This is a genomic window from Sphaerisporangium sp. NPDC005289, from assembly GCF_040607455.1.
In the GTDB taxonomy this organism is placed as follows: domain Bacteria; phylum Actinomycetota; class Actinomycetes; order Streptosporangiales; family Streptosporangiaceae; genus Sphaerisporangium; species Sphaerisporangium rhizosphaerae.
In genome coordinates this window covers 454703-480162 of the sequence record NZ_JBEXGS010000002.1, presented here as the reverse complement: position 1 = coordinate 480162, position 25460 = coordinate 454703, and the positions used below count along the sequence as shown (strand labels likewise).

Sequence of the window (25460 nt, the reverse complement as noted above, 5' to 3'; positions counted from 1 at the left end):
GCGCCCGCTCGTCATGGACCGCGGATGTCGCTCGTGTGATGTTCGCCGAGGGGACGACGAGCGATCAGCGGCGATCTGAGCAGCTTCAGCACCCCCTACAACTTCTGGATCCGGGTCGGCGGCCAGCAGAACTCTGTCTCACAACCCTTCCCGCTTTGACCCGGCACCCTCTCATCCCGGCCGAGCCTCCGGACGCCCTCTCGCTCCGGAGGCTTGAGCCATTTCCAACTTGATCGCGCAGCTCAGGGCCGGCAAGCAAAAGGTGGTTGAGATGAGGGAGGGCTCCCGGTGAGACGGCAGTCGACCAAGATCCGATGCCCCGATCAGCCCGAGCGACACCTGGCACGTGGAGTCGTACGCCAGGCCGATCACCCCGTCCGCCGCATGGGAGGACCAGCCGGCCCAGTGTCGCGGCTTTAGGAGAGGGCAGCCCGGCGTGCGGTCCTCCTGCGGAGCGCGGCCATCGCGGCTGCGAGGGTGAGGGTGGCGTAGCCGCAGGTCACGGCCAGGCCGGCCCATGGGGGGAGGGGGTAGTAGCCGACGAGCAGTGACGGGTCCACGTCCACGTGCGCGAACGTGGGGATGCTCTGGATGATCGCGAAGCCGGCGGCGGGGGTGACGATCAGCAGCCAGGTCGCCAGGCCTGCCGTTCCCAGCAGGTAGGGGACGACGAGCAGCGCGACGGCCAGCACGACCGTCACGATCGCGCGCCTGACGAGCGCGGCGAGGGCCAGAGTCAGTACGGCGGCGAGCGCGGTCAGCGCGGCGTAGCCGACGATCATCCGCAGTTCGGTGCCGAGGGTGATCGGCTGGATCGGGTTCTGGTGCGCACGCAACAGCGCCAGGCCGGCAGGGATCACGACACCTGAGGCCACCAGCCCCGTCACGAACCCGGCCGCGCCGACCACCGCGCCCTTCGCCGCAAGCGCCCGCGTCGGATCCGGCGCACCCGAGGAGCGGGTATCGAGCGGCGAACCGGCTCCGATCGCCGAACCGGTCCCGATCGCCGAACGGGTTCCGATCGCCGGGCCGGTTCCGATCGCCGGGCCGGTTCCGATCGCCGGGCTGGGTTGCGGCGGGGAGTCGGTGCTGCTCGACGGGTTGGTGCTGGTCGGTGAGCCGGCGTTGGTCGGCGGGACGGGTCTGGTCGGGGGGCTGATTGCGGTTGGAGAACTGGTGTCGTTCGGCGGGATGGTGCTGGTCCTGGCCGGGGAGCTGGTTCTGGTCGGCGGACCGGTTCTGGGCGGGAGGTCGGGTTCGGTCGGGGGGTTGGGTTCGGTCGGGGGACCGGTTCTGGGTGGTCTGCGCCGGTGGTCCGCAGTGATGAACGTGGCCGCCATCACGAGCAGCGGGATCAGGCCCAGGGCTCCGCCGAGTAGGAGGAGGTCGGCGCGGACGCCGCCTTCGGCCGTGGCGGGGCCGATGTCGCCGCCTCCGGTCACGATGAGCTTGTCCCCGGACTCGACGACTCCGCCGGGGTGATGCGGAGTCCTGCCGTCGGACTCCATGACGACGCCGACGTCGTCGTGGCGCCAGGAACCGTTCGCGCCCTCCAGTCTGATCTGGTCGAAGGTGGCGGTGGCCTGGGCGAAGGCCATCGCCCTCTCCCACAGGGCGCCTGGTGAGGTGACGAACAGCCCGATCTCGGCCGTCTCCGGCAGCCCGGTCAGCCTGACCGTGCTGATCTCGCTCCACGTCGTGCCGTCGTCCGACTCGTACCCGGTGATCGTGTCGCCCGACCTGGTCAGCCGCAGCCACTGCGGCCCATTGTGAGGGCCGCCGGGCACGTCATGAGTGAAGTCGTTCTGCATCCGCACGCCGTGGTCCCCGGTCAGCATGACGGCGGCGTACGGGGTGCCCTGCTCGAGGCTCTGCCTGACGAGGAGCCCGGCCTTCGCCCACGGCACCACCCCCTGCTTCACGTTGCGCACCCCGGGTACGGTGTCCGGCATCCGCATCTGGCCGGTCAGGTCCGACACGCGGGCGGTGATGCCGCCGTTCCCTTTGAGCGGCTGGTGCACGAAGTAGTACTTGTCCCGCACCGCCGTGCCGTCGGGTCCCACCAGAGGCGCGGGGCAGGGACCCTCGCCCTTCCCGGTCACGCAGGTGCTGCGGGTACCCCCGGCGATCAGCAGTCCGAGCGACACGGTGACCAGCACGGAGGCCGCCATGGCGAGCGCCCGGCCGCGTCCGGTGCGGAACCTGACCCACTCCTCGCGCAGCGCCCGGCCCGCCAGGGTCGCCCCATATCGCTCGCGCGGGCCGGTGACGGGCCGGCTCGTCGGGTTGGAAGATGGACTCATGCCGACGGTTGTACGCGGCTCCCGGTCTCGGCCGGGTCGCACGGGCTGCGACCCGGCTGAGACCGGGGACCTGGCATCGTTGAGCCATGGCACCTCGACCCGGCCGCCCCGCCCGCACGATGACCGGCGGTGAACGGCGGTGAGGGTCCTGGTCGTGGAGGACTTCGAGATCCTCGCCCGCTCCATCGGAACCGGGCTGCGTCGCGAGGGCATGGCCGTCGACGTGGTCCTGGACGGGACCGCCGCCCTCGACCGCCTGGCCGCCACCCGCTACGACGTGGTGGTGCTCGACCGCGACCTGCCCGGCGTCCACGGGGACGAGATCTGCCGGCGCCTCGCGCAGGGCCGCTGTCCGACCCGCGTCCTGATGCTCACCGCCTCCGGCACGATCGAGGACCGCGTCGCCGGGCTCGGCCTCGGCGCCGACGACTACCTGCCCAAGCCTTTCGGGTTCGCCGAACTGGTGGCCCGCGTCCGCGCCCTGGCCCGCCGCGCCACCCCGCCGCTGCCGCCGACCCTGGCGTGCGGGGACATCACCCTCGATCCGGCCCGCCGTACCGCGTTCCGGGCCGGCCGGCGCCTCGACCTGAGCCCCCGGGAGTTCGCCCTGCTCGAATGCCTGCTCGCCGTGCCCGGCGTGGTCATCTCCGCGGAGGACCTGCTCGAACGCGTCTGGGACGAGGCCGCCGACCCCTTCAGCAGCGCGGTCAAGCACACCATGCACCGGTTGCGGGCCAAGCTCGGCGACCCGCCCGTGATCGAGACCATCCGCGAGGGCGGCTACCGCATCGAACCGTCATGACCGCTCACGCACTGCCCAGAAGGTCCCTGCAGACACGGCTCGCGCTCGCCTACGCGGCGGGCATCTACGCCGCCGGGGTCCTGGTGCTGGTCCTGGCCGCCGTCCCGCTGGCCCGCATCGACGCGGCCATCCCCGCAGCGCGCCCGTCGAGCACGACCGCCGAGATCGGGCCCGGAATCGCCCTGCCCCAACTCCTCACGGGCTCCGCCGTCGCCCTGGTCGTCCTGATCCCCATCGCCCTGGCTCTCGGGTGGTTCGTCGCCGGACGGTTCCTGCGCCCGCTGCGCGCCATCACCGCCACCGCCAGGAGCATCTCCGCCGGAGACCTCCACCGGCGACTCGCCCTCGGCGGGCCCGCGGACGAGTTGACCGAACTCGGTCACACCCTGGACGACCTGTTCGCCCGCCTTCAGGCATCCTTCGACGCCCAGCGCCACTTCGTCGCCAACGCCTCCCACGAACTGCGCACCCCCCTGGCAGGTCTGCGCACCCTTCTCGAAGTCGCCCTCGGCGACCGCGACGCCGACGCCGCCACTCTGCGCTCGGTCTGCCAGGAGGCACTGGCTCTCGGCGAACACCAGGAACGGCTCGTCCAGGCACTGCTGGCTCTGGCCACCGGCGAGGGCGGCGTCACCCGCTGGGACGCCGTCGACCTTGCCCACCTCGTCCAAGGAGTGCTCGCCTCTCGCCGCGACCTGGCCAAGGAGAAGGCCGTCGATCTCGGCGAACGCCTGTCGCCCGCGGTGACGGCCGGAGACCCTGGACTCATCGAGAGCCTCGTCGCCAACCTCGTCGACAACGCCATCCGCCACAACCACGCAGGCGGGAACGTCCAGATCGCCACCCGGACCACCGGCACGCAGGTCGCCCTGACGGTCACCAACACCGGGCCGGCCATCCCGGACGATCAGATCGCCCGCCTCTTCCAGCCCTTCCAGAGACTGGCGCCCGAACGTCACGGCCGTCACGACGGCCACGGGCTCGGCCTCGCCATCGTCAACGCCGTCGCCCACGCCCACCACGCCACCCTCACCACCAGTGCACCCCCCGAAGGCGGCCTGTCCATCACGGTGCGCTTCCCCTGCGACCCTGATCCGGATGGCTTGTGACCTGACCGGCCTGCACCTTGGCTGGCACGGCTTGTCCATCAGGGTGCGCTTCGCCCGCGTCTCTGATCCGGATGGCTTGTGACCTGACCGGCCTGCACATTGGCTGGCACGGCTTGTCCATCACGGTGCGCTTCCCCTGCGTCTCTGATCCGGACCGCTTGTGACCTGACCGGCCTGCACCTTGGACGGCACGACCTGTCTCCGCGGACCGGCTTCGGCGTGGAGTCCTCGTTCGCCGAGGAAGGCTCTGGTTGTAGTGACCACGAGCGTTCACCGGGCGCGGCTTTCCGCTTCGGCCATGTGCTGGAGATGATCGGCGCCGGGTCGGCGGGTCGTGGTACGGCGATGTCGGCGCCGGCTACGGACCCGAGCCGGTCAACGTTGCCGGACAGCGCACTAACCGTGCGCGCCCTGCTCGCGGAAGTCGACTTGGAACCAGACGACGCGGCGGGTGCCGTCCCGGTAGGTGCCCCAGCGTTTGGCGACCGACTGCAGTATCGCCAGTCCGCGCCCGTTCTCGTCCACCGGCTTCGCGGTCCTGGGGCGAGGGATCGCATGCGGCGAGCCGTCGTCGACCACGACGACGTGAAGTCTCCTCCCGGGTAGTTCTCCGATGCCTACCCGGATGATCCCGCCGTCCAGTCCAGAGCCCGAGTGGGCCAGCGCGTTGGTGACCAGTTCCGAGACGAGCAGCGTCACGTCGTCCAGGACGGGGTGCCCGGCCCCCAGAGTGTCCCGGACGAACCGCCGCGCGACGCCCACGCTCCGCGGCGTGCCCTCCAGCTCCGTCTCACCCAAGAGAATTCCCACGGTCATGCCGTCCCCTTTCTCTGCCGTCTATTCCGGTGACTTGTCACGTTTCGCGCGGTGACCGACCGGCAGAATCGCCTTACCGTGCGCAAAGAATGCCCGCACGGCCCGCCGTTCCGAAGTAAATTCACACGGCAGGGAACGGCGATGAACGGCGGTGTACGGCCGACGACGACACGCCTGTCGTAAAGCGTCGTAAATTGACGTCCATCGCCGTTCTCGCTGCACTTCACCCCATGATTGGAGCGGTCATGAACGGTGAACCCGGCGCCGGGTCATGCTCTCCGCTGGAGCGCTTCGGCGCTGACCTGCGGGCGTACAGAATGGAGGCGGGCCTGTCGCAGGCGCGCATAGGAGAACGTCTTGGCTGTTCACAGGATCTCGTGTCGCAGATCGAACTGGCCAAGCGAAGGCCGTCCCGTGATTACGCAGAAAGGCTCGATCAGATCTTCGGTCTATCCGCTAAATCGCACTTTGTCGCGCTATACAGGCTGATGCTTTCCCCTGACGGAGGACCGCGCTACCACCTGGCCTGGGTGGAGGAGATCGAACCCCGGGCCGGGGTGTTGCGCACCTGGGATCCGCTGCTGGCCCCCGGTTTGCTCCAGGTCGAGTCCTACGCTCGGTACATATTCCGGCGTGCTCCCATGATCACGGCAGCCGAGGTGGATCGGCGGCTCGCCAGCCGGATACGGCGCAAACTGGTCCTGGACCGGCAGAACCCTCCATTCACCCTATGGGCGTTGCTGGATGAGGGGATACTTCATCGGCCGGTGGGTGACCCGAAGACCATGTGCGAGCAACTGGACTATCTGCTGGAAACCGCGGAGCGTCCCAATGCGGCCATTCAGGTCGTGCCTTTGACCGCCGGTTGCACGCCAGGACTGATGTCACAGTTCGCTATAGCGGAGCTCTTGCCGGGCGGGCAGCCCGATACGGTGTACGCGGAATCCGCGGCGGAGGGGCTCGTCACGACGGACGAGAGCATCGTGACCCAGGTCCGCGGCAGGTACGACGCCATACGGGCGGACGCACACTCGCAGCAGGCATCGCTCATCTTGATCAAGGACGCGCGGGACCGATGGAAGAAGCAGATATGAGCAAGGCCGACTGGCACAAGGCCACGGCGAGCGGAGACCAGGTGGGCTCGGGGTGCGTGGAGGTGGCGACGAATATGCCGGGGGTGGTGGCGGTTCGGGATTCCAAGGATCCGGGCGGGCCGGTGCTGGTGTTCACCCCGCACGAATGGGCCTGCTTCCTTGACGGGGCCACCAAGGGCGAGTTCGACCTCTGACATCCGAGCCGCCGCTGCGCCGGACCCGCCACTGCGCCCGACCCGGCTCGGCAGGTCAGGGCGTGGCCGGCCCGAGCTGAGGACTGCCGACCGGCCTGTGGTGGCGTCCACCACGCCGGACGCCACTGGTCCGTGGTGGCGCCTACCACGCCGGGCGCCACCGCCCGCGCGCATGGGCGCGGGCGGGGGAGGGCCGGGTGAGGTCAGGCGGTCAGGCGGTCAGGGCGTCGAGGCCGTCGAGGAGGCGGTCGACGTCGGACTCGTCGGTGTAGGGGGCGATGCCGGCGCGGACCGCTCCGGCATCGCCGAGTCCCAGCCATCGGCTGCACTCGAGGGCGTAGAAGCTGCCGGCCGGCGCGTTCACGCCACGCGCCGCGAGGAAGGAGTAGATCTCGGCGGAGTCCACGCCGTCCACCGAGAACAGCGTCGTGGGGGTGCGCCTGCGTCCGGGGGCGCCGTACAGGCGCATGCCGGGGATGCGGGCCAGCCCCTTTTCCAGCCGCTCCAGCATGACCTGCTCGTGGTCCTCCAGCGCGGTCATCGAGCGCACCAGCCGCTCGCGACGGGTGCCCTCGCCGGGGACGAGGCCGGCCAGGAAGTCGACCGCGGCCGTCGTGCCGGCGAGCAGCTCGTAGGGCAGCGTGCCGAGCTCGAAGCGCTCGGGAACGGCGCCGGTCTGCGGCAGCAGCTTGTCGGAGTGGACGCCCTCCAGCAGCCCCGGGTCGGCGGCCAGGACGCCGAGGTGCGGGCCGAGGAACTTGTACGGCGAGCAGGCGTAGAAGTCGGCGCCGAGCGCCCCGATGTCGACCACGCTGTGCGGGGTCAGGTGCACCCCGTCCACGAAGAGCAGCGCCCCGGCGGCGTGCGTGCGCTCGGCGATCGCGGGGACGTCCGGCCGGGTGCCCAGCAGGTTGGACGCGCCCGTGACGGCGACGAGCCTGGTGCGCGGGCCGAGCAGCCCGGCGACCGCCTCCACGGCCAGCTCGCCGCTCTCGCGGTCGAACTCGGCCCATCGCACCGTGACCCCGCGCGCCTCGGCGGCGTGCACCCAGGGCCGGATGTCGGCGTCGTGGTCGAGCCGGCTGACCACGACCTCGTCGCCGGGGTCCCAGTCCTTGGCCAGCGCGCGGGCCAGGTCGTAGGTGAGCTGGGTCATGCTGCGGCCGAACACGATGCCCGCCGGCACGCCCGCGAGCAGGTCGGCCATCGCGCTCCGCGCGTCCAGGACGATCTGGTCGGCGCGGACCTCGGCGGCGGTCACCGACCCCCGGTTGGCCACGGCGGCCGTCAGCGCGCCGGCCACCGCGTCGGCCACGGCGTCGGGCACCTGCGTGCCGCCGGGCCCGTCGAAGTGCGCCGCCCCTTCCTTCAGTGCCGGGAACCGCTCTCGCACCGCCGCGACGTCGTACGTCACCAGACCTCCACTGTCGTCATTGAAACGACCTTTTCGCAGCGTGCGGCGTTTGCCAAGTTCGTGACGGCGGGCGTCCGGCGCGTGACGCAAAGCCGCCCGTGCGTGACGCAAAGCCGCCCGTGCGTGACGCAAAGCCGCCCGTGCGTGACGGGAAGCCGCCCGCACGGAAGCGAGACGGGAGCGGGGGCGGAGCCGGGGAGGAAGGGGCCGGTCAGGCGACGAGCTTGGAGGCGGCGGTCCAGGTGTTGCAGGAACGCGGGTCGCGGGAGGCGTGCCCCCTGTCGAGCCAGCGGGCGATGCTCGCGCCCCTGCCCTGCCGTCCCGGCTTCTTACCCTCGTCGCCGTTGTCCTTCATCAGCTCCAGCAGGGCCCGCCAGCTCTCGGCCTCGCGCGCCGCGGTCTTCCAGGTGGCGCCGAGGAAGATCCCGGCCAGGCATTTCGACTGCAGTGAGTACCGGCGGAACTGTTCGTTCAGCTCGGCCTTGGAGGAGTACGGGATCGCCTCGAACGCCTTGCCGATGCCGGTGAGCCGCTGCAGGTGGTAGGCGTACACGCCGGCGACGAGCTGGAAGTGGAAGATCTCGCGGGTGCGCAGGTAGTCCTTGTCCGCGAGCACCGCGCCGGTCGAGGTCTCGTCGCAGTACGACCCGGCCTGGTCCTTGCCCCAGGCATCGCCGCAGAAGCGGGCGCCCTTGGTGAGCACGACCAGCTTGGCGGGGGTGAAGGGCAGCCCCGCCTTGCGGAAGTAGCCCTCCCACGCCGTGTTCATGCACCCCCACAACGCCTGGAGCGTCTTCGCGGCGGCCTTGGCGTCGGCCGTGCTGAGCGCGCCCTTCCGGCACTCGAAGACGGGCAGGGCGCCGCTCTTGTACAGCTTGTTGGCCGTCAGCGCCGGCGCGTTCTTGACGGGATAAGCGGCGGAGGCCCGCGCGGCGGACAGGACGACGGCGGCGGAGGCCGGCGCGGCGGACAACGGGACGACCGCGGCCACAAGCGCCGTGACGACCGTCGCGACCAGAGGTCTCCCCATGACCACCAGACGCTAGCCCAGCGAGTGACCTCGATCAATGCGCATGCCAAAGCGTGATGAAGCTCGCTCGCCGACAAGCGGCGACTCGGCGGACGGTGAAACCTTGTCTTCCTCGTTGACGAGGTTGGTCCGTCTCCACTAGCTTCGTCTCTGTCAGAGACGATGTTCTGCCGGTCGTCGCCTGGGCGAAGATCCCGCCGCGGCATGGTAGTAATGAGACCCCCGAAGGAGGCCGGACGGACAAGTTGGTGCGCCATGACCGAGCGATTCCTCGGCGTCGTGGGCATCGGCGAGGCGCTGGGAGTGAGCCGGCACGCGGTGCACAAGTGGCGCTCCCGCTATCCCGGCGATTCCACCCATCCTTTTCCCGAGCCCGACGTCGAGGTCGACGGGGCTCCCGGCTGGCGTCCTGACCGGCTCGCGGAGATCGTGCGGTGGCGCGACGGCCTGCCCGGCCGCGGTGCGGGCGGAGGCCGCCCGTCCGCCGCGCGCCAGGAGTACTTCAGGGCGGCGGCGGCGCACGGCCTGGACCGCGACGAGGCGACGCGCGCGCTCGTCACCTTCACCGAAGAGTTCCCCGAGATGACCGAGCCGGAGATCTGCGCCTGGCTCATCGAGAAGTGGCGCAGGTAGCCACTTCCCGGCCACCCTCAGCGAGACGGAAGGCGATGACGCATGCCCGAAATAGGCGGACAGACCGCACCGGGATTCGAAGGAGTGCGCGAGGCGTTCGCGGCCAACCTGGCCGGCGGGCAGGAGGTGGGCGCGGCGGTCGGCGTCTACCTGCACGGCCGCAAGGTCGTCGACCTGTGGGGCGGCGTCGCCGACCCCGAGACCGGCCGCCGCTGGGAGCGCGACACCCTCCAGGTGGTGTTCTCCACCACCAAGGGGATCACCGCCGCCTGCGCGCACCTGCTGGCCCAGCGTGGCGAGCTGGACCTGGACGCGCCCGTCGCCGAGTACTGGCCGGAGTTCGCGGCGAACGGCAAAGAGCGCATCCCCGTCCGATGGCTGCTCACCCACCAGGCGGGGCTCCCCGCGCTCGACCGCCCGATCACCCCGGCCGAGGCGATCGCCTGGGAGCCGATGGTGACCGCCCTGGCCGCCCAGCGCCCGTTCTGGGAGCCGGGAACCGACCACGGCTACCACGGGCACACCTACGGCTGGCTGGTCGGCGAGGTCGTCCGCCGGGTGACCGGCCGCAGCATCGGCACGTTCCTCGCCGAGGAGATCGCCGCGCCGCTCGGCCTGGACCTGTGGATCGGGCTGCCGGAGTCCGAGCGGCACCGCGTGAGCCGGATCATCGCCCCCTCCTACGACCTGGACGCGCTGGCCGCCGTCGATCTGGACTCCCTGCCGGAGTCCGCGCGCGAGGTGATGAGCGCCTACACCGACCCCACGTCGCTGACCATGCGGGCGATGACCGTCATCACGCCGATGCCGAACCACGACGACCCCGCCGAGCAGGCCGCCGAGATGCCCTCGACCAACGGCATCTGCACCGCCCGCGCGCTGGCCCGCTTCTACGCCGCGCTCATCGGCGAGGTCGACGGGCATCGCATCCTCTCGTCCGAGACCCTGGCCGCGGCGACCAGGGAACAGGCCGGTGGCGTCGACCGCGTCCTGCGCGTGCCCGTCCGCATCGGCACCGGTTTCGGCCTGCCGACGCCCGATGCCTTCTGGTACAGCCCGACCGCCTTCGGGTTCCCCGGCTACGGCGGGTCGCTGGGCTTCGCCGACCCGGCGACCGGCCTGGCCTTCGGCTACGTCATGAACCACATCCAGGAAGGCGTGCCGGACCTGCGAGCCGCCACCCTCCTCGACGCCGTCCGAACCGCCATCAAGGCACAGGCCGAATAGCCCCGGAGCGCTCGCGGGCTCCGCGCGGCGCCGAGGCCATGAGGCGGGGGTCGTGCTTTCCCTGACCGTCAGACGGTAGGAGGCGCGGACCTTCTGGACGGGATGGTCGAGGGGCCGTCGAGGCACCTGGGATACCGGTTCCGAAGTCGGTCCACGATGACCTGAACGTGACGCTACGATTACCGAGGGTCATGCCGGAACCTGGTGTGCCGGTTGGCCCGTGCCCTGTGGGCGGTGCACACTGGACGGTGTGGAAGGAGATCCGATGAGCGCGCTCCCCTTGGCCGAGGGATGGCCGGGGCCATCGGCAGAGCGGGCTCATCTGGTGATGCTTCCCGACCACCCCGGCCCGTACACCGTCGACGACTGATCAAATGATCAACTCAAGGGGCGAACTTCCGGCTTCGCTTATCGGGTGATCAACTCACGCGGCCAACTTCCGGCCCGGTGCGTCAGGGCCTCGCGGGGGAGGTGCTTTCTCTGATCATGAGGTGGTAGGAGGCGCGGACCTCCTGGACGGGGTGGTCGAGGGGGCCGTCGAGGCGGCGTTTGAGCAGGTCGACGGCCACGCGGGCCAGCTCGTCCTTGTCGGGGGCGACCGTGGTGAGGGTCGGGGTGCTGAACCGGCCGTCCTCGATGTCGTCCACCCCGGCGACCGCGATGTCCTGCGGGACGCGCAGGCCGGCCGACAGGATGGCCCGCATCGCGCCGAGGGCCAGCAGGTCGTTGAAGCAGAACACCGCGTCCGGCCGGTCGGGGGAGTCCAACAGCGTCTCCATCGCGGCGGCGCCTTCCGCCCGGCCGAACCGCTCGACCTCGACGACCGTCTCGGGCAGGCCGTGCGCCGCCATCGCCTCCCGGTAGCCCTCCAGGCGGACCGAGGAGGTGCCGCTCGGGGCGTTCTCCTGGGCGCCGAGCGCGGCGACGCGGGTGCGGCCGAGGCCGATCAGGTGCTCGGTGACCTCGCGCGCCGCGCGCACGTTGTCGATCGCCACGTGGTCGGCGGGGCCGTCGTGGATGCGCTCGCCGAGCAGCACCAGCGCGGTGTCGTCGCTGCGGGCGGCGAGTTCCTCCTTGCCGATGGCGACCGGGCTCAGGATGAGCCCGTCGATGCGGTGGTCGCGCACGCCGTCCAGCACCTGGCGCTCGCGCCCGAGGTCGCCGTCGGTCTGCTCGATGACCACGATCCACCGGTGCTCGGCGGCGGCGGCGATGACGAACCGGGACAGCTCGGCGAAGTACGGCTTGTCGATCTCGGGGAGGCCGAGCGCGATCACCCCGGTGCGGCCCTGGCGCAGGTTGCGGGCGGAGAGGTTCGGGCGGTAGTCCAGCTCCGACAGCGCCCGGTCGACCTTCTCCCGCGTGGCGGCGGAGACGTGCGCGTACCCGTTGACCACGTTGGAGACGGTCTTCACCGACACCCCGGCCAGGCGCGCGACGTCGCGCAGGCTCACTCCCACGGTGCCTCCCACGTGGCCATCCTTCCCCTTCCCCGCTTCGATCTCCGCCTACGACGGTACCGGTCCTATCGCACGTAACAGCACGGTATCGGGGTGTTTGTGCCTGTTTACAACGTTGAAACAACGTTGTACAAATCCACGTACCACTGAACGCGCGATGACAGAGAGGTCGTGCCTTGGCTGCGGCTGCTCATATCTCCCTTGACCCCTCCTTCCGGATCGCCCCGGTGGAGCCGCGGCTGTTCGGCTCGTTCGTCGAGCACATGGGCCGCACGGTCTACTCCGGCGTCTTCGAGCCGGGCCATCCGCTGGCCGACGCCGACGGCCTGCGCACCGACGTGCTGGAGCTGACCCGCGAGCTCGGCGTGACCCTGGTGCGCTACCCCGGGGGCAACTTCGTCTCCAACTACCGGTGGGAGGACGGCGTCGGCCCCGTGGAGGACCGGCCGGCCCGCCTGGACCTCGCCTGGCGCAGCCTGGAGGACAACAGCTTCGGGCTCAACGAGTTCATGGCCTGGGCGGCCAAGGCGGGCGTCGAGCCGATGATGGCGCTCAACCTCGGCACCCGCGGCGTGGCCGAGGCGCTGGAGCTGGTCGAGTACGCCAACTACCCCGGCGGCACCCGCCTGTCGGAGCTGCGCCGCTCGCACGGCGTCGACAAGCCGCACGACGTGCGCCTGTGGTGCCTGGGCAACGAGCTGGACGGGCCGTGGCAGATGGGCCACAAGACCGCCGGCGAGTACGGCCGGCTCGCCGCCGAGACCGCGAGGGCGCTCAAGCGCTTCGACCCCAACCTGTCCCTGGTCGCCTGCGGCAGCTCCAACAGCGGGATGGCGACCTTCGGCTCGTGGGAGGCCGAAGTGCTGGAGGCGACCTACGGCATGGTCGACTACATCTCGCTGCACGCCTACTACGACCCGAGTGACGGCGACGCCGACTCCTTCCTGGCCAGCGCGGCCGACATGGACCACATGATCAGATCGATCGCCGCGACCGCCGACCACGTGGGCGCCAAGCTGCGCAGCCGCAAGAAGATCAAGCTGTCGTTCGACGAGTGGAACGTCTGGTACCAGAGCCGCTTCAAGGGAGAGTCGTCCCTGGAGTGGGCCGCCCACCCCCGGCTCATCGAGGACGTCTACGACGTCACCGACGCGGTCGTCGTCGGCAGCCTGCTCATCACGCTGCTGCGCAACGCCGACCGGGTGGGCGTCGCCTGCCAGGCCCAACTCGCCAACGTCATCGCACCGATCATGACCGAGCCGGGCGGCGCGGCGTGGCGGCAGACGATCTTCCACCCGTTCGCGCTCACCGCCCGGTACGCCCGGGGCGAGGTGCTGCGGGTCGAGCCGGACTCCCCGCTCATCGAGACCGCCAAGTACGGCGAGGTGCCCGCCATCTGGGCGACCGCCACCCACGACCCGGAGACCGGCGAGATCACGCTGTTCGCGGTCAACCGCGACCGCCACGGCGCGCTGCCGCTCGAGATCGCGCTGCCGGGGGACATGCGCGTGGCCGAGCACCTCGAACTGGCCGACGACGACCCCTCCGCGCGCAACACCGCGGCCGACCCCGAGCGCGTCGTCCCACGTCAAGGCACGGGTGCCGCCCTGGACGGCCGGCGCGCCACGCTTACGCTTCCGCCCGTTTCTTGGACTATTGTCCGCTTTGCTCCCCTCACCGCCAGGAGTGCACGATGACCTCTCCTCTGTCCCGCCGTTCCTTCCTCGGACTGTCCGGCGCCGTCGGGCTGACCGCGACGCTGGCCGCCTGCGGCGGCGGCACCAAGATCGGCGCCGGCGGCGGCGCGCCCGCCTCGGCCGCGCCCACCTTCTCCGGCGGCGAGTACAACGGCCCGAAGGTCACCCTGGAGTTCTGGAACGGCTTCACCGGCGGCGACGGGCCGCACTTCCGGGCCATGCTGGAGGAGTTCAACAAGCAGTACGCCGGCCGCATCGAGGTCCGCAACGTGACCCGGCGCTGGGAGGACCTCTACCCCGCGCTGCCCACCGCCATCGCCGCGAACAAGGGCCCGGACGTGGCGGTCATCCACATCGACTGGATCGGCACCTTCGCCGCCCGCTCGGTGCTCACACCGCTCGACGACGTCGTGTCCGCCCTCAAGATCAGCGATGCCGACTTCATCCCCGCCATCTGGAACGCCGGCGTCTACGACGGCAAGCGCTACGCCGTCCCGCTGGACGTCCACTGCCTGGGCGACTACTGGAACGCCGGGCACCTGGACAAGATCGGCCTGAAGGACGCGCCCAAGGACAAGGCCTCCTACGAGGACGCCCTGGCCGAGCTGGCCAAGGCCGGCGTGGCGCAGCCGTTCTGGATGCCGAACAAGTGGCCGGCCCACCTGATGTTCATGTCGCTTCTGTGGCAGAACGGCGGCGAGCTGTACAGCCAGGACGGCGCCAAGGCCCTGTGGGGCGGCGCCGAGGGCGAGCAGGCGCTGGCCTGGATGATCGAGCAGATCGACAAGGGCCGCAGCCCGGCCAAGGTCGCCATCGACAGCCAGTACGCCGCCTTCAAGAACGACAGGACCAGCTTCACCTGGGACGGCATCTGGCAGATCAACGACCTGAAGACCAACGCCCCGAGCCTGAAGTGGGGCCTGTCCTCGGTGCCCGCCATCGGCGCCACCCCCGCGGTGTGGAGCTCCTCGCACAACTTCGTCATGACCGCGCAGGCGGCGAAGGACGCCAACAAGGTGCAGGCGGCCAAGTTCTTCATCGACCACATCAGCCGCCAGTCCACCGAGTGGGCCAAGGCCGGCATGATCCCCGCCCGCAACTCCGTCCGGCAGGACCCCTCGATCGCCGACCTGCCGCAGATCAAGCTGGCCGAGAACCCTGACGTCTTCCGCTTCCTGCCCGCGCTGCCCGGCGTCGGCGACGTGCAGTCCAAGGCCCTTGAGCTGGCCGTGGCCAAGGCGGTGCTGAAGCAGTCCTCGCCGGCGGACGCGCTGAAGGAGGGCGTGAAGACCGCCGACCAGCTGCTGGCCGACAACAAGCGGAAGTACGGCCGGTGAGCGTGCTCACCCGCTCGCGCGACCTCGCGGGGGCGGCCGCCGCCCCCGCCGGGGCCGCGCGCCGCATGCGCTGGTGGACCCCTTACGCCTTCCTGGCCCCCTACCTGCTGCTGTTCGCGGTCTTCATGGTGCTGCCGATCGGCTTCGGCCTCTACACCAGCCTCCACGAGTGGGACATCAGCCTGCCGGCCAAGCCGTTCGTCGGCCTGGCCAACTACGCCGAACTGTTCGACCCCGCAAGCGTCGACGGCTCGCGCTTCTGGACGGCGATGCGGGCCACCGGCGTCTTCACCCTGTTCTCCGTGCCCCTGCTCATCCTGCTGCCGCTGTTCGCGGCGCTGCTGATGAACGGGCGGTTCCGCGGGCGCAACCTCTACCGCGCCGTCTACTTCGCCCCCTACGTCCTCGGGGTGGCCGTGGTCGGGTTCGTCTGGCGGTACCTGCTGGACGGCAACATCGGCCTGATCAACCACTACCTGGGCCTGGACGTGCAGTGGACCACCGACGTGCCGCCCGCCTGGATCGCCCTCGTCGGGGTCACCGTGTGGTGGACGCTCGGCCTGAACGCCGTCATCTTCCTGGCCGGGCTGCAGGACATCCCGCGTGAGCTGTACGAGGCGGCGATGGTGGACGGCGCGGGGCCGGCGGCCCGCTTCCGTTCGGTGACGCTGCCGGGGCTGCGGCCGGTCATGGTCTTCGTGGTCAACGCCACGATCCTCGCCTCGGCCAACATGTTCGGCCAGTCGTACCTGATCACGGCGGGCGCGCCCGCCGACCAGACCAAGACGGCGATCTACCTCATCGCCGAGACCGGCCTGCGGCGCTTCGACATGGGCAGCGCCTCGGCGATGAGCTTCATCCTCGCCGGCTTCCTCATGTGCGCCAGCGCCCTGGTCTTCGGCGCCTTCCGCGACAGGAGGACCTCGTGACCGCGCCTGCTCCGCGCCGGGTGCGCCGGGCCCTACTCCACCTGGTGCTGGCCGTCGTCGCCGCGCTCTACATCAGCCCGCTGGTGTACATGGTGCTCACCTCGTTCAAGACCCGCGGGGCCGCGGGGTCCACCGAGCCCCAGTGGATACCGAGCCCGGCGACCCTGGACGCCTACCGGGAGATCCTGAACAGCCCCGACAGTCCGATCCTGACCTGGTTCGCCAACAGCCTGATCGCGGCCGTCGGCCACGCCGCCCTGGTGCTGCTCACCGCGACCCCCGCCGCCTACGCCCTCGCCCGGCTGCGCTTCCGCGGGCGGTCGACGATCTTCGCGGTGATCGTCGCGACGCTGTTCGTGCCGCCGGTGGTGCTGCTCATCCCGAACTTCCTCATCGTCAACGAGCTGTCGTGGGTGGACAGCCTGCCCGCGGTGATCGTGCCCGCGGCGGCGGGCGGCTTCGGGGTGTTCTTCCTGCGGCAGTTCTTCATCACGCTCCCGGCGGAGCTGGAGGAGGCGGCCGAGCTGGACGGGGCCGACCGCTGGCGGATCTTCACCTCGATCGCGCTGCCGCTGGCCAAGCCGGCGCTGGTCACGCTGTTCCTGCTGTCGTTCCTGATTAACTGGAACGACTTCCTGTGGCCCATCTACGTGCTGCTCAGCCCGGACTCGCTGACCCTGCCCGCCGGGCTCGGCAACTTCCAGAGCGCCAACACCATCCGCTACGACCTGCTGATGGCCGGCGCGGTGATCGCCAGCCTCCCGGTGATCCTGCTCTACCTGGTCGCCCAGCGCTGGGTCATCGAGGGCATCTCCCGCTCCGGCCTCAAGGGCTGAGGCCTGGTCGGCGCCCCACGCGCCGAGGCCGCGTCCGGGCCTCGACGGCTGCGGCGCCGCCGACGGTCAGCGCGAGCGTGGCCGCGGCCGGGTGCCGGGGCGGTCGCGGGTCTCCTCGATCGGGGGGCAGGGCTGCAGCGGAGGGGCGTCGAGGTTGCACGCGGCCTTGCGCTCGGGGGCGCGCAGCACGTTGGTCCGGATGGTGAGGAAGGTCAGCACGGCGGCGCAGGCCATCATCGCGGCGCTGATCAAGATCGCGGTGCGGAACCCCGCGGTGAAGGCGGTCGCCGAGGTGTAGGCGGCGCCGGTCAGCCCGACCAGCGGGGGGATGGCCGCGACGGCCAGCAGGCCGCCGGTGCGCGCCACCGCGTTGTTGACGCCGCTGGCCACGCCCGCGAACCGCTCCTCGGCCGTGGCCAGCACGGTCGCGGTCAGCGGCGCGACCGCCGAGGACGTGCCGAGGCCGAACAGCACGACCGGCGGCAGCACGTCCAGCAGGTAGGAGGCGCCCGGCCCGATGCGGCTCATCAGGACCAGCCCGCCCGTGCAGAGCAGGATGCCCACCGTCATCGGCAGCCTGGGCCCGATGCGCTTGGCCAGGTCGCCCGCGCGGGGGGACAGAACGAGCATCAGCAGCATGACCGGGAGCATCGCCGTCCCGGAGGCCAGCGGCGAGAACCCGGCGGCGACCTGGAGTTCGACGACCAGCAGGAAGAACACCACGCCCATCGCCGCGTACATGATGAGCGTGACCACGTTGACGGCGGTGAACTCGCGGGAGGCGAACACGCGGACCGGCACCAGCGCCGACACCGCCGCCCCGGCCCGCGAACGGCGGATCTCCAGCACGACGAAGGCGGCGCCCAGCGCGACGCCGGCCAGCGCCGACACCAGCGGGATCGCCGTCCCGCGCTCGATCAGCCCGTAGGTGATGCCGGCCAGGGCCAGCGCGGCGAGCATGGCGCCAAGGATGTCGAAGCGGCCCGCCGACGCCTCGTCCCTGGTCTCGGGCACGTGCCGGACGGCGGTGACCACGGTGAGAGCGGCGAGCGGCAGGTTGATCAGGAAGACCCAGCGCCAGCCCGCCGTCTCCACCAGCCACCCGCCGAGCAGGGGGCCGACGGCGCCGGCGACACCGCCCAGGCCCGACCAGGCGCCGACGGCGCGCGGACGGTCGTCGCGGGCGAAGGACGACTGGATGATGGCCAGTGAGCCCGGGGTGAGGAGCGCCCCGCCGATGCCCTGGAGGCCGCGGGCCAGCACCAGCGTCTGGATGTTGGGCGCCAGCCCGCACAGCGCGGAGGCCAGCGCGAACCAGATGACGCCGATGACGAAGATCTTGCGCCTGCCGTACCGGTCGCCGAGGGAGCCGCCGAGCAGGATCAGCCCGGCCAGGGTGAGGGTGTAGGCGTTCACCGTCCACTGGAGGCCGGAGATCGACGCGCCGAGGTCGTTGCCGAGCCGGGGCAGCGCGACGTTGACCACCGTGCCGTCGAGGAAGGCCATCCCCGAACCCAGCACGGTGGCGAACAGAACCCACCGGCCACTTGGGGATTTGATCCGGATTCCACCCTTTTCCATGGTGCCATCATGCTCTGCTCTTCAGCGTGCTCCGAACATCCGTCCTGCCCCACCCTGCCCGGGGGCCTAGGTGGTGCGCTTCTGTCGCGAACGCCGGTCCCGGCGCAGGAGCAGTGCGCAGAGCAGAGCGACCAGGACGGCGGGCAGCGGCAGCCAGGTCATCCGCTCCAGCAGCCAGCCCGGTGAGTCAGGCGCCACGAGAAGGCCGGGGACGGCGGTGCCGAAGGGTAGCGCGGCCAGCAGGACCACGGTCAGCGCCGTCTGGTGCCACAGGAAGACCGTCATCGCGGACAGGTTGGACAGGACGACCGCCGCCCACACGCGCGGACGCCGCATGAGGGAGGTCAGCGGCCGGTGCAGCAGCATGGCCAGGCTCACCTGGGCGATCCCGAAGCACACCGCGGCCAGAGTGGGCGGGCTCAGGTTGGACACCCGCGCCCCGGTGACTCCGATCATGCTCGCCGGGTAGCCGAACCCGGTGACCAGGATCACCGTCCCCACCGCCCCGCCCGCCAGCATCGCCGCCGCTCCCCACCCTCCGCCGAGCCCCGGCGCGTCACCGGCCCCGCGGGCGAGGCCGAGGGCGTACGGGACGAGCCAACCGGCGAGCACGTTGGTCCAGGCCGGCCACACGGGGCCGCCCAGGCCGAAGCGGACCACGTCCGTGACCAGCACCAGCACCACCGCCGCGACGGCCACACGGGCGGGCCGCACCCGGACCAGTAACGGAGTGACCGCGGTGAGCAGGCCGTACACGCCGAGGAACCACAGCGGGCCGAGGGCCGGCACGGCCAGAGAGCGCAGCGACCCCGGCGGCACGCCGACCGCCGCCAGCAGGACCAGCAGCCCGGCCCATACCGCGAGCAGCGGCCCGGCCGGGACGAGCAGCCGGCGCAGGCGCAGGCGGACCCACTCCCCGGCCGGCGCGCGGCCGAGGCCGCGCGCCGCCGCGTACCCGCCCACGAAGAAGAAGACGGCCAGCGTCTGGAGCACCCACGACAGCGGGACGAGGCCGGGCATGGCGGAGAGCGGGCTGGTGACCCGGAGATGGCCGAGATCGTCCACCACCCAGGCGGTCACCAGCCAGTGCCCCGCGATCACTCCAAGGATCGCCAGGGCGCGCAGCGCGTCGGCTCCCCGGTCGCGCGTGGCCGGCGTGCCCGCCTCGATCCGCCCGGCGAAGGCGTCCCACGCCCGCCACCCCGGCAGTGCCGCCGGTGACGCGGGCCGCGGCCGGGCGTCAGGGGACGCGCATCTCGTCCGGATCGCCGCAAGCCTGGCCCAGATCCGTCCGGCCGGGTCGTGCGCCCGCGTCACGGCGCGCTCACTTCGGAGGCGCGGCCGAGCGTGATCAACGCCAGGTTCCGCAGGGACACGCCACCGGGCTGGAAGTAATCGCTGTGCCCGGCCGCTCCGGCCGCGAAGACGCGGGCGCCGAACGAGGGGCGCGCCGGGTCGGCGCCGAAACCGAGATGCCCGATGCGCACCGGGGGGACGAAACGCATCCAGTCATTCCCGCCGCGGCCGGCCCACAGCCGGGCCCGGGTGCCGAGATCCCCCGCCCGGCCGACCCCGAGGCCGGGGCTGCCGAAGACGGCCACGTCGGCCACGGGCAGGCCTGGCAGGGCTTTCGCGCAGACCACGGAGCCGTAGCTGTGGCAGAGCAGCGTCACCGGGGCAGAGGTGATCGAGCGGACACGGGCGACGGCGCGGCGCAGTTCGCGGGCGCCGTCTTCGGCGACCGCGTCGGTGGCCGCCGCGAGACTGATGGCCCGCGGGCTGTCGTACCCGAGCCAGGCGACCACCGCCGGCCGGGCCGCCGGATCAAGGCCCCGCACCTGCGCGATCAGGGCGCGCGCGGCGCCGCCCGGCGTGCTGTACGCCTTGCGCCGCCCGCCGTCGAAGGTGGCACGCGTGACGTCGGCGCCGGGCACGATGACGGAGACCCGGTCCGCCGTCGCCAGGTCGCCGAAGACCTCGGCCATCCGGTCGTCGGGAGTGGGGGCGAGCAGGGTGAGGACGCCGAGTGCGCCGGTGAGGGAGATCGCTGCGAAAGCGCTCCTGGCCATGAGGGAGCCTCCTGTCCAGTTCGCGGCGCGCCGCCGCGAACACAGCAGCAAGCTAGGAATCGCGATCGCTGACCCGCGTCCCCGCCAGGTGCGGTCTTCTCCGCTCCCGCCCCGGTACACGGCCGAGCGGCGCGATGGCACCACGGGGTGAGGCGGTCAGATCACCCCTGAGGGTGACGCCGGGTGGGGTCGTGGCTCGTACGCTGGGGCGGTGATCTCGCGTGCCTGGTCCGGGCTCGTCCGGCTGGCGTCGCCGCTGACCGCGGCGCTGGTCACCGGGACGGCGGAGCCCGCGGGCCCGCGGTCGCGGTGGCTGCGGCCCGCCGTGCCGGCGTGGGCGCGGTGGCTGCCGTTCGCCACTGTCGACCTCGTCGTCGTCGCCGACCTGGCGCTGGCCTTCATCCTGCTCGGCACCGGCGTGTCGTACCTGGAGACGGAGGCGGTGGCGGCCCACTTCTCCCCCGATGGGCCCGTCCTGCTCGTGCTCGCCGCCGCATACGCGGTGCCGGTCGCTCTTCGCGAGCGCTGGCCGGTGGCGGCGTGGCGGATCTCGGCGATGGCGGCGGTGGTGGGCGGCCTGGTCAACCCGCGCATCCTCGACGGCGCGATGGGCGGCGCCGCCGGCCACGGTGACGGCGTGATGCCCTACGTGGCGGCCCAGGCGATCACCTATCTTCTCTGCGCGTACTCGATCGCCGTGCGCGCGGATCGCGACGTCGCGATCGGGGTCTGGATCGTCTCAATGGTGGGTGCGTGGATCATCCATCCGAACTCGATGTTCCTTGCCACGGTCCTGGTGACGGTGGCCCTGTTGTTCGGCCAGAACATCCGGGCACGCAGGCGGGCGACCGGCCGGCTGGACGAGGAGCGGCGGCGCGGTGAGGAGCAGCGGGCGGCGCGCGTCGTCCTGGAGGAGCGCACGCGCATCGCCCGAGAGCTGCACGACATCGTCGCCCACCACATGTCGGTGATCGCGATCCAGGCGGAGGCCGTGCCGCTGCGGGCCCACGGCGACGTCGCGGCCCTGGAGGCGGGGCTGGCCGAGATCCGGGTGCTGTCGCTGGCGGCGCTCGCCGAGATGCGCCAGGTGCTGGGCGTCCTGCGTGGTTCGGACGGTCGCCGGGAGACGGCGCCGCAGCCGGGGCTGGACCGGATGGACGACCTGATCGGCAACGTCCGGGCCGCGGGGCTCGCCGTCACGGCCGAGGTGTCCGGGTCTCTCGACCTGCCGGCCGCGGTCGGCCTGTCGGCGTACCGGATCCTGCAGGAGTCGCTGAGCAACGCGATGCGGCACGCGCCCGGGGCGCCGGTGCGGGCCGAGATCGAGCGGACCGTCGCCGAGCTACGGCTGAGCGTGACCAACGGCCCCTCGGGCGCGCCCGCGCCCGGCACCCCGGACGCACCGGGCCAGGGGATCGCCGGAATGCGCGAGCGCGCCGCACTGCTGGGTGGCACCCTGGAAGCCGCGCCCATGGCGGACGGCGGGTTCTGGGTGACGGCCACCCTTCCGCTCGCCCCCGCCGAACCCGCCGCGCCGGAGGAGCCGTGATCCGTGTCCTGATCGCCGACGACCAGGGCATGGTCCGCACCGGCTTCACCACCTTCCTCGGCACCCAGCCCGACATCGAGGTCGTCGCGGAGGCCGTCAACGGGCAGGAGGCGGTGACGCGGGCAGGCGAGCTGACGCCGGACGTGGTGCTGATGGACGTCCGCATGCCGGTGATGGACGGCTTGGAGGCGACGCGCCGCATCCTCGCCGGGACCGCCACCAAGGTCCTGATCCTGACGACCTTCGACCTGGACGACTACGTCTACGAGGCGCTGCGGGCGGGGGCGAGCGGCTTCCTGCTCAAGGACGCCTCCGCACAGCAGCTCGTCGAGGCCGTGCGGGTGGTCGCCGCGGGGGAGGCGCTGCTGGCCCCGTCGATCACCAGGCGGCTGATCGCCGAGTTCGCCCGGCTCGGCGGGCCGCGGGCGCCGACCGTGAAACGGCTGGCCGAGCTGACCGGCCGCGAGACCGAAGTGCTGGCGCTGATGGCCCAGGGCCTGTCCAACGGGGAGATCGCCGGACGGCTGGTGGTGGCGGAGCAGACGGTGAAGACCCACGTCGGCCGCATCCTGGCCAAGCTCGGTCTGCGCGACCGCGCCCAGGCCATCGTCTTCGCCTACGAGACCGGCCTGGTGCGCCCCGGCGAGTGAACACGCGGCGAGGCGGCGGCCCCGCGTGATCACGAGGTGGCCCGTCGTTCCCGACCGAGGGGCTGATCGGGCGCCGCCGGGGTCGAGGCCACCGCCGGTGGCCGGCCGCGGTCGTCGTCCGAGTGGCCGCTCGTCATGCGCTGACCTGCGAAGACGTGTCTAGTGCGGTGCCGTTGGCGTGCCGGCGGGCAGCGCGTCCGGCAATGTCGATTACAGAATTACGATCGCTGCAAGCGAACAAGCGCAGACATGGGAACAATCTCGGGCTCTCATTAATTGAGTCGATGTAACTCAACCCTTGGAGTTCGCATGAGTGAGAGCTTGATCCTTCCGGTGCTTCCGCTGGACGACGAGGTCGTCCTGCCCGGCATGGTCGTTCCCCTCGACCTGTCGGACGCCGAGGTGCGCGCCGCCATCGACGCCGCGCGGGCCACCTCCCAGCAGAGCAAGCCGCGCGTGCTGCTTGTTCCGCGCATCGACGGCAAGTACGGCGCCGTCGGCGTCTCGGCGGTCGTCGAGCAGATCGGAAGGCTTCCCGGCGGCGAGCCCGCCGCCGTCGTCCGCGGTGTCGAGCGGGTGCGCATGGGCTCGGGCACGACCGGCCCCGGCGCGGCCCTGTGGGTGGAGTCGACCCGCATGGAGACCGTCCCCGCCGACGGCCGCGCCGAGGAGGCGGCCAAGGAGTACAAGGCCCTGGCCACCACGATCATGCAGAAGCGCGGCGCCTGGCAGATCGTCGACGCCATCAACCAGATCGAGGACGCCTCGGTCCTGGCCGACAGCTCCGGGTACGCGCCGTGGCTCACCACGCCCCAGAAGGTAGAGCTGCTGGAGAACGCCGACCCGGCCGAGCGGCTGGCCCGGCTGGTCGAGTGGGCCCGCGAGCACCTGGCCGAGCTGGACGTCGCCGAGACGATCCGCAAGGACGTCCAGGAGGGCATGGAGAAGCAGCAGCGCGAGTTCCTGCTGCGCCAGCAGCTCGCCGCCGTCCGCAAGGAGCTTGCCGAGCTGAACGGGGACGCCGCCTCCGAGGAGGAGGACTACCGCGCCCGCGTCGAGGCCGCCGACCTGCCGGAGAAGGTCCGCGAGGCCGCGCTCAAGGAGGTCGACAAGCTCGAGCGCACCTCCGACCAGTCGCCCGAGACCGGCTGGATCCGCACCTGGCTGGACACCGTGCTCGACATCCCGTGGAACGAGCGCACCGAGGACTCCTACGACATCACCGCCGCGCGGGCGGTGCTCGACGCCGACCACACCGGCCTCGACGACGTCAAGGACCGCATCATCGAGTACCTCGCCGTCCGCAAGCGGCGCGCCGACCAGGGGCTCGGCGTGGTGGGCGGCCGCCGCAGCGGCGCCGTCCTGGCGCTGGCCGGCCCTCCCGGAGTCGGCAAGACCTCCCTCGGCGAGTCGGTCGCCCGCGCCATGGGCCGGAAGTTCGTCCGCGTCGCCCTCGGCGGCGTCCGCGACGAGGCCGAGATCCGCGGCCACCGGCGCACCTACGTCGGCGCGCTGCCCGGCCGCATCGTGCGGGCGATCCGCGAGGCCGGCAGCATGAACCCCGTCGTCCTGCTGGACGAGGTGGACAAGGTCGGCGCCGACTACCGGGGCGACCCGACGGCCGCGCTGCTGGAGGTGCTGGACCCGGCGCAGAACCACACCTTCCGCGACCACTACCTGGAGGTCGAGCTCGACCTGTCCGACGTGCTGTTCCTGGCCACCGCCAACGTCCTCGAGGCGGTGCCCGGCCCGCTGCTCGACCGCATGGAGATCGTGACCCTCGACGGCTACACCGAGGACGAGAAGGTCGCGATCGCCCGCGACCACCTGCTGCCCCGCCAGCTCGACAAGGCCGGTCTGACCTCCTCGGAGGTCACCGTCGAGGAGGAGGCGCTGCGCAGGCTCGCCGGCGAGTACACCCGGGAGGCCGGCGTCCGCTCGCTGGAGCGGGCGATCGCCCGGGTGCTGCGCAAGGTGACGGCCAACGCGGCCTTGGAGCAGGCGGCGCTGCCGGTGCACGTCGGGGCCGGCGACCTGGTCGGCTACCTCGGCAGGCCGCGGCACGTGCCGGAGTCCTCGCTGCCGGAGTCGGCGCAGCGCACGGCCGTGGCGGGCGTCGCGACCGGGCTCGCGGTGACCGGCGCCGGCGGCGACGTGCTGTACGTCGAGGCGTCGCTGGCCGACCCCGAGACCGGCTCCACGGCCGTCACGCTCACCGGCCAGCTCGGCGAGGTGATGAAGGAGTCGGCGCAGATCGCCCTGTCCTATCTGCGTTCGCGCGGCGCCGAGATGGAGCTGCCGGTCGGGTCGCTGAAGGACCGGTCGGTGCACATCCACGTCCCGGCGGGCGCGATCCCGAAGGACGGCCCGTCGGCGGGCGTCACGATGACCACCGCCCTGGCCTCGCTGCTGTCGGGCCGCCCGGTGCGCTCGGACGTGGCGATGACCGGCGAGGTCTCGCTGACCGGCCGGGTGCTGCCGATCGGCGGCGTCAAGCAGAAGCTGCTCGCCGCCCACCGGGCGGGCATCACCACGGTGCTCATCCCGGCGCGCAACGAGCCGGACCTGGACGACGTGCCCGAGGAGGTCCGCAACGAGCTGACCGTCCACGCGGTGAGCGACGTGCGGGAGGTGCTGGCCATCGCGCTGACCCCGGCCACGGTGGCCGAGACCGCCGCCGTCTGACCTCGGCACGGCCCGGTCCTCGCCGCGGTGTGGCCCGGGCCGTCG

21 protein-coding genes are annotated in these 25460 nt (G+C 71.7%); 13 read left to right on the top strand and 8 right to left on the bottom strand.

What is annotated here, in order from left to right; genetic code table 11:
• Positions 1-416 precede the first annotated feature (416 nt).
• Positions 417-2303, bottom strand: coding sequence for a hypothetical protein (locus ABZT47_RS04875; RefSeq protein ID WP_354836242.1), 1887 nt, complete (start codon positions 2301-2303; stop codon positions 417-419).
• Between the two features lie 139 nt (positions 2304-2442).
• Here ABZT47_RS04875 and ABZT47_RS04870 point away from each other — a divergent pair, with 139 nt between their 5' ends.
• Positions 2443-3105 (top strand): response regulator transcription factor, encoded by a 663-nt coding sequence (locus ABZT47_RS04870; RefSeq protein ID WP_354836240.1) that lies wholly within the window; start codon positions 2443-2445, stop codon positions 3103-3105.
• Complete coding sequence (locus ABZT47_RS04865) at positions 3102-4214, top strand: HAMP domain-containing sensor histidine kinase (RefSeq protein WP_354836238.1); 1113 nt, start codon at positions 3102-3104, stop codon at positions 4212-4214. The genes ABZT47_RS04870 and ABZT47_RS04865 overlap by 4 nt, the downstream gene beginning before the upstream one ends.
• Before the next feature lie 396 nt (positions 4215-4610).
• On the opposite strand, the gene ABZT47_RS04860 is transcribed toward ABZT47_RS04865, so the two are convergent.
• Positions 4611-5030: an ATP-binding protein gene (locus ABZT47_RS04860; RefSeq protein WP_354836236.1), complete on the bottom strand. Its 420-nt coding sequence runs from the start codon at positions 5028-5030 to the stop codon at positions 4611-4613.
• 245 nt (positions 5031-5275) lie between these two features.
• Here ABZT47_RS04860 and ABZT47_RS04855 point away from each other — a divergent pair, with 245 nt between their 5' ends.
• Together ABZT47_RS04855 and ABZT47_RS04850 are read left to right on the top strand one after the other, a co-directional pair.
• On the top strand, positions 5276-6124 hold the full coding sequence (locus ABZT47_RS04855; protein WP_354836234.1) for a helix-turn-helix transcriptional regulator: 849 nt from the start codon (positions 5276-5278) through the stop codon (positions 6122-6124).
• Positions 6121-6318, top strand: a complete 198-nt coding sequence (locus ABZT47_RS04850; RefSeq protein ID WP_354836232.1) for a DUF397 domain-containing protein — start codon at positions 6121-6123, stop codon at positions 6316-6318. Before ABZT47_RS04855 ends, ABZT47_RS04850 begins: the two co-directional genes overlap by 4 nt.
• A 211-nt stretch (positions 6319-6529) precedes the next feature.
• On the opposite strand, the gene ABZT47_RS04845 is transcribed toward ABZT47_RS04850, so the two are convergent.
• Positions 6530-7732: a cysteine desulfurase-like protein gene (locus tag ABZT47_RS04845; RefSeq protein WP_354836230.1), complete on the bottom strand. Its 1203-nt coding sequence runs from the start codon at positions 7730-7732 to the stop codon at positions 6530-6532.
• Positions 7733-7943: 211 nt separating this feature from the next.
• Positions 7944-8762, bottom strand: a complete 819-nt coding sequence (locus ABZT47_RS04840) for a hypothetical protein (protein ID WP_354836228.1) — start codon at positions 8760-8762, stop codon at positions 7944-7946.
• Positions 8763-9017: 255 nt separating this feature from the next.
• Here ABZT47_RS04840 and ABZT47_RS04835 point away from each other — a divergent pair, with 255 nt between their 5' ends.
• Positions 9018-9395 carry a hypothetical protein gene (locus ABZT47_RS04835; RefSeq protein WP_354836226.1) on the top strand — a complete coding sequence of 126 codons (378 nt, stop codon included), beginning with the start codon at positions 9018-9020 and terminating at the stop codon, positions 9393-9395.
• A gap of 42 nt (positions 9396-9437) precedes the next feature.
• Complete coding sequence (locus tag ABZT47_RS04830) at positions 9438-10622, top strand: serine hydrolase domain-containing protein (protein WP_354836224.1); 1185 nt, start codon at positions 9438-9440, stop codon at positions 10620-10622.
• A gap of 452 nt (positions 10623-11074) precedes the next feature.
• On the opposite strand, the gene ABZT47_RS04825 is transcribed toward ABZT47_RS04830, so the two are convergent.
• The gene (locus tag ABZT47_RS04825; RefSeq protein WP_354836222.1) at positions 11075-12094 is read right to left on the bottom strand and encodes a LacI family DNA-binding transcriptional regulator; all 1020 of its coding nucleotides are present in this window, start codon (positions 12092-12094) and stop codon (positions 11075-11077) included.
• 164 nt (positions 12095-12258) lie between these two features.
• Between ABZT47_RS04825 and ABZT47_RS04820 the strand changes: the two genes are divergently transcribed.
• The 4 genes from ABZT47_RS04820 to ABZT47_RS04805 are packed head-to-tail and all read left to right on the top strand — an operon-like array spanning position 12259 to position 16881.
• Complete coding sequence (locus ABZT47_RS04820; protein ID WP_354836220.1) at positions 12259-13779, top strand: alpha-N-arabinofuranosidase; 1521 nt, start codon at positions 12259-12261, stop codon at positions 13777-13779.
• Positions 13776-15116: an extracellular solute-binding protein gene (locus ABZT47_RS04815; RefSeq protein ID WP_354836218.1), complete on the top strand. Its 1341-nt coding sequence runs from the start codon at positions 13776-13778 to the stop codon at positions 15114-15116. The genes ABZT47_RS04820 and ABZT47_RS04815 overlap by 4 nt, the downstream gene beginning before the upstream one ends.
• The gene (locus ABZT47_RS04810; protein WP_354836216.1) at positions 15113-16045 is read left to right on the top strand and encodes a sugar ABC transporter permease; all 933 of its coding nucleotides are present in this window, start codon (positions 15113-15115) and stop codon (positions 16043-16045) included. The genes ABZT47_RS04815 and ABZT47_RS04810 overlap by 4 nt, the downstream gene beginning before the upstream one ends.
• Complete coding sequence (locus ABZT47_RS04805) at positions 16042-16881, top strand: carbohydrate ABC transporter permease (protein WP_354836214.1); 840 nt, start codon at positions 16042-16044, stop codon at positions 16879-16881. Before ABZT47_RS04810 ends, ABZT47_RS04805 begins: the two co-directional genes overlap by 4 nt.
• Before the next feature lie 66 nt (positions 16882-16947).
• On the opposite strand, the gene ABZT47_RS04800 is transcribed toward ABZT47_RS04805, so the two are convergent.
• From ABZT47_RS04800 to ABZT47_RS04790, 3 genes are all read right to left on the bottom strand, one after another.
• Positions 16948-18462 (bottom strand): MFS transporter, encoded by a 1515-nt coding sequence (locus tag ABZT47_RS04800; RefSeq protein ID WP_354836212.1) that lies wholly within the window; start codon positions 18460-18462, stop codon positions 16948-16950.
• 66 nt (positions 18463-18528) lie between these two features.
• Entirely contained in the window at positions 18529-19779 is a 1251-nt protein-coding gene (locus tag ABZT47_RS04795) for an acyltransferase family protein (RefSeq protein ID WP_354836210.1), read from the bottom strand.
• Positions 19776-20531, bottom strand: a complete 756-nt coding sequence (locus ABZT47_RS04790) for an alpha/beta hydrolase (protein ID WP_354836208.1) — start codon at positions 20529-20531, stop codon at positions 19776-19778. Before ABZT47_RS04790 ends, ABZT47_RS04795 begins: the two co-directional genes overlap by 4 nt.
• Positions 20532-20742: 211 nt before the next feature.
• On the opposite strand from ABZT47_RS04790, the gene ABZT47_RS04785 reads away from it, so the two are divergent.
• The 3 genes from ABZT47_RS04785 (at position 20743) to lon (ending at position 25415) form a co-directional block, all read left to right on the top strand.
• Positions 20743-22080: a histidine kinase gene (locus tag ABZT47_RS04785; RefSeq protein WP_354836206.1), complete on the top strand. Its 1338-nt coding sequence runs from the start codon at positions 20743-20745 to the stop codon at positions 22078-22080.
• Positions 22077-22730, top strand: a complete 654-nt coding sequence (locus tag ABZT47_RS04780) for a response regulator transcription factor (RefSeq protein ID WP_354836204.1) — start codon at positions 22077-22079, stop codon at positions 22728-22730. Before ABZT47_RS04785 ends, ABZT47_RS04780 begins: the two co-directional genes overlap by 4 nt.
• A 309-nt stretch (positions 22731-23039) precedes the next feature.
• The gene (gene lon / locus ABZT47_RS04775; RefSeq protein WP_354836202.1) at positions 23040-25415 is read left to right on the top strand and encodes an endopeptidase La; all 2376 of its coding nucleotides are present in this window, start codon (positions 23040-23042) and stop codon (positions 25413-25415) included.
• The last annotated feature ends 45 nt before the right edge of the window (positions 25416-25460 follow it).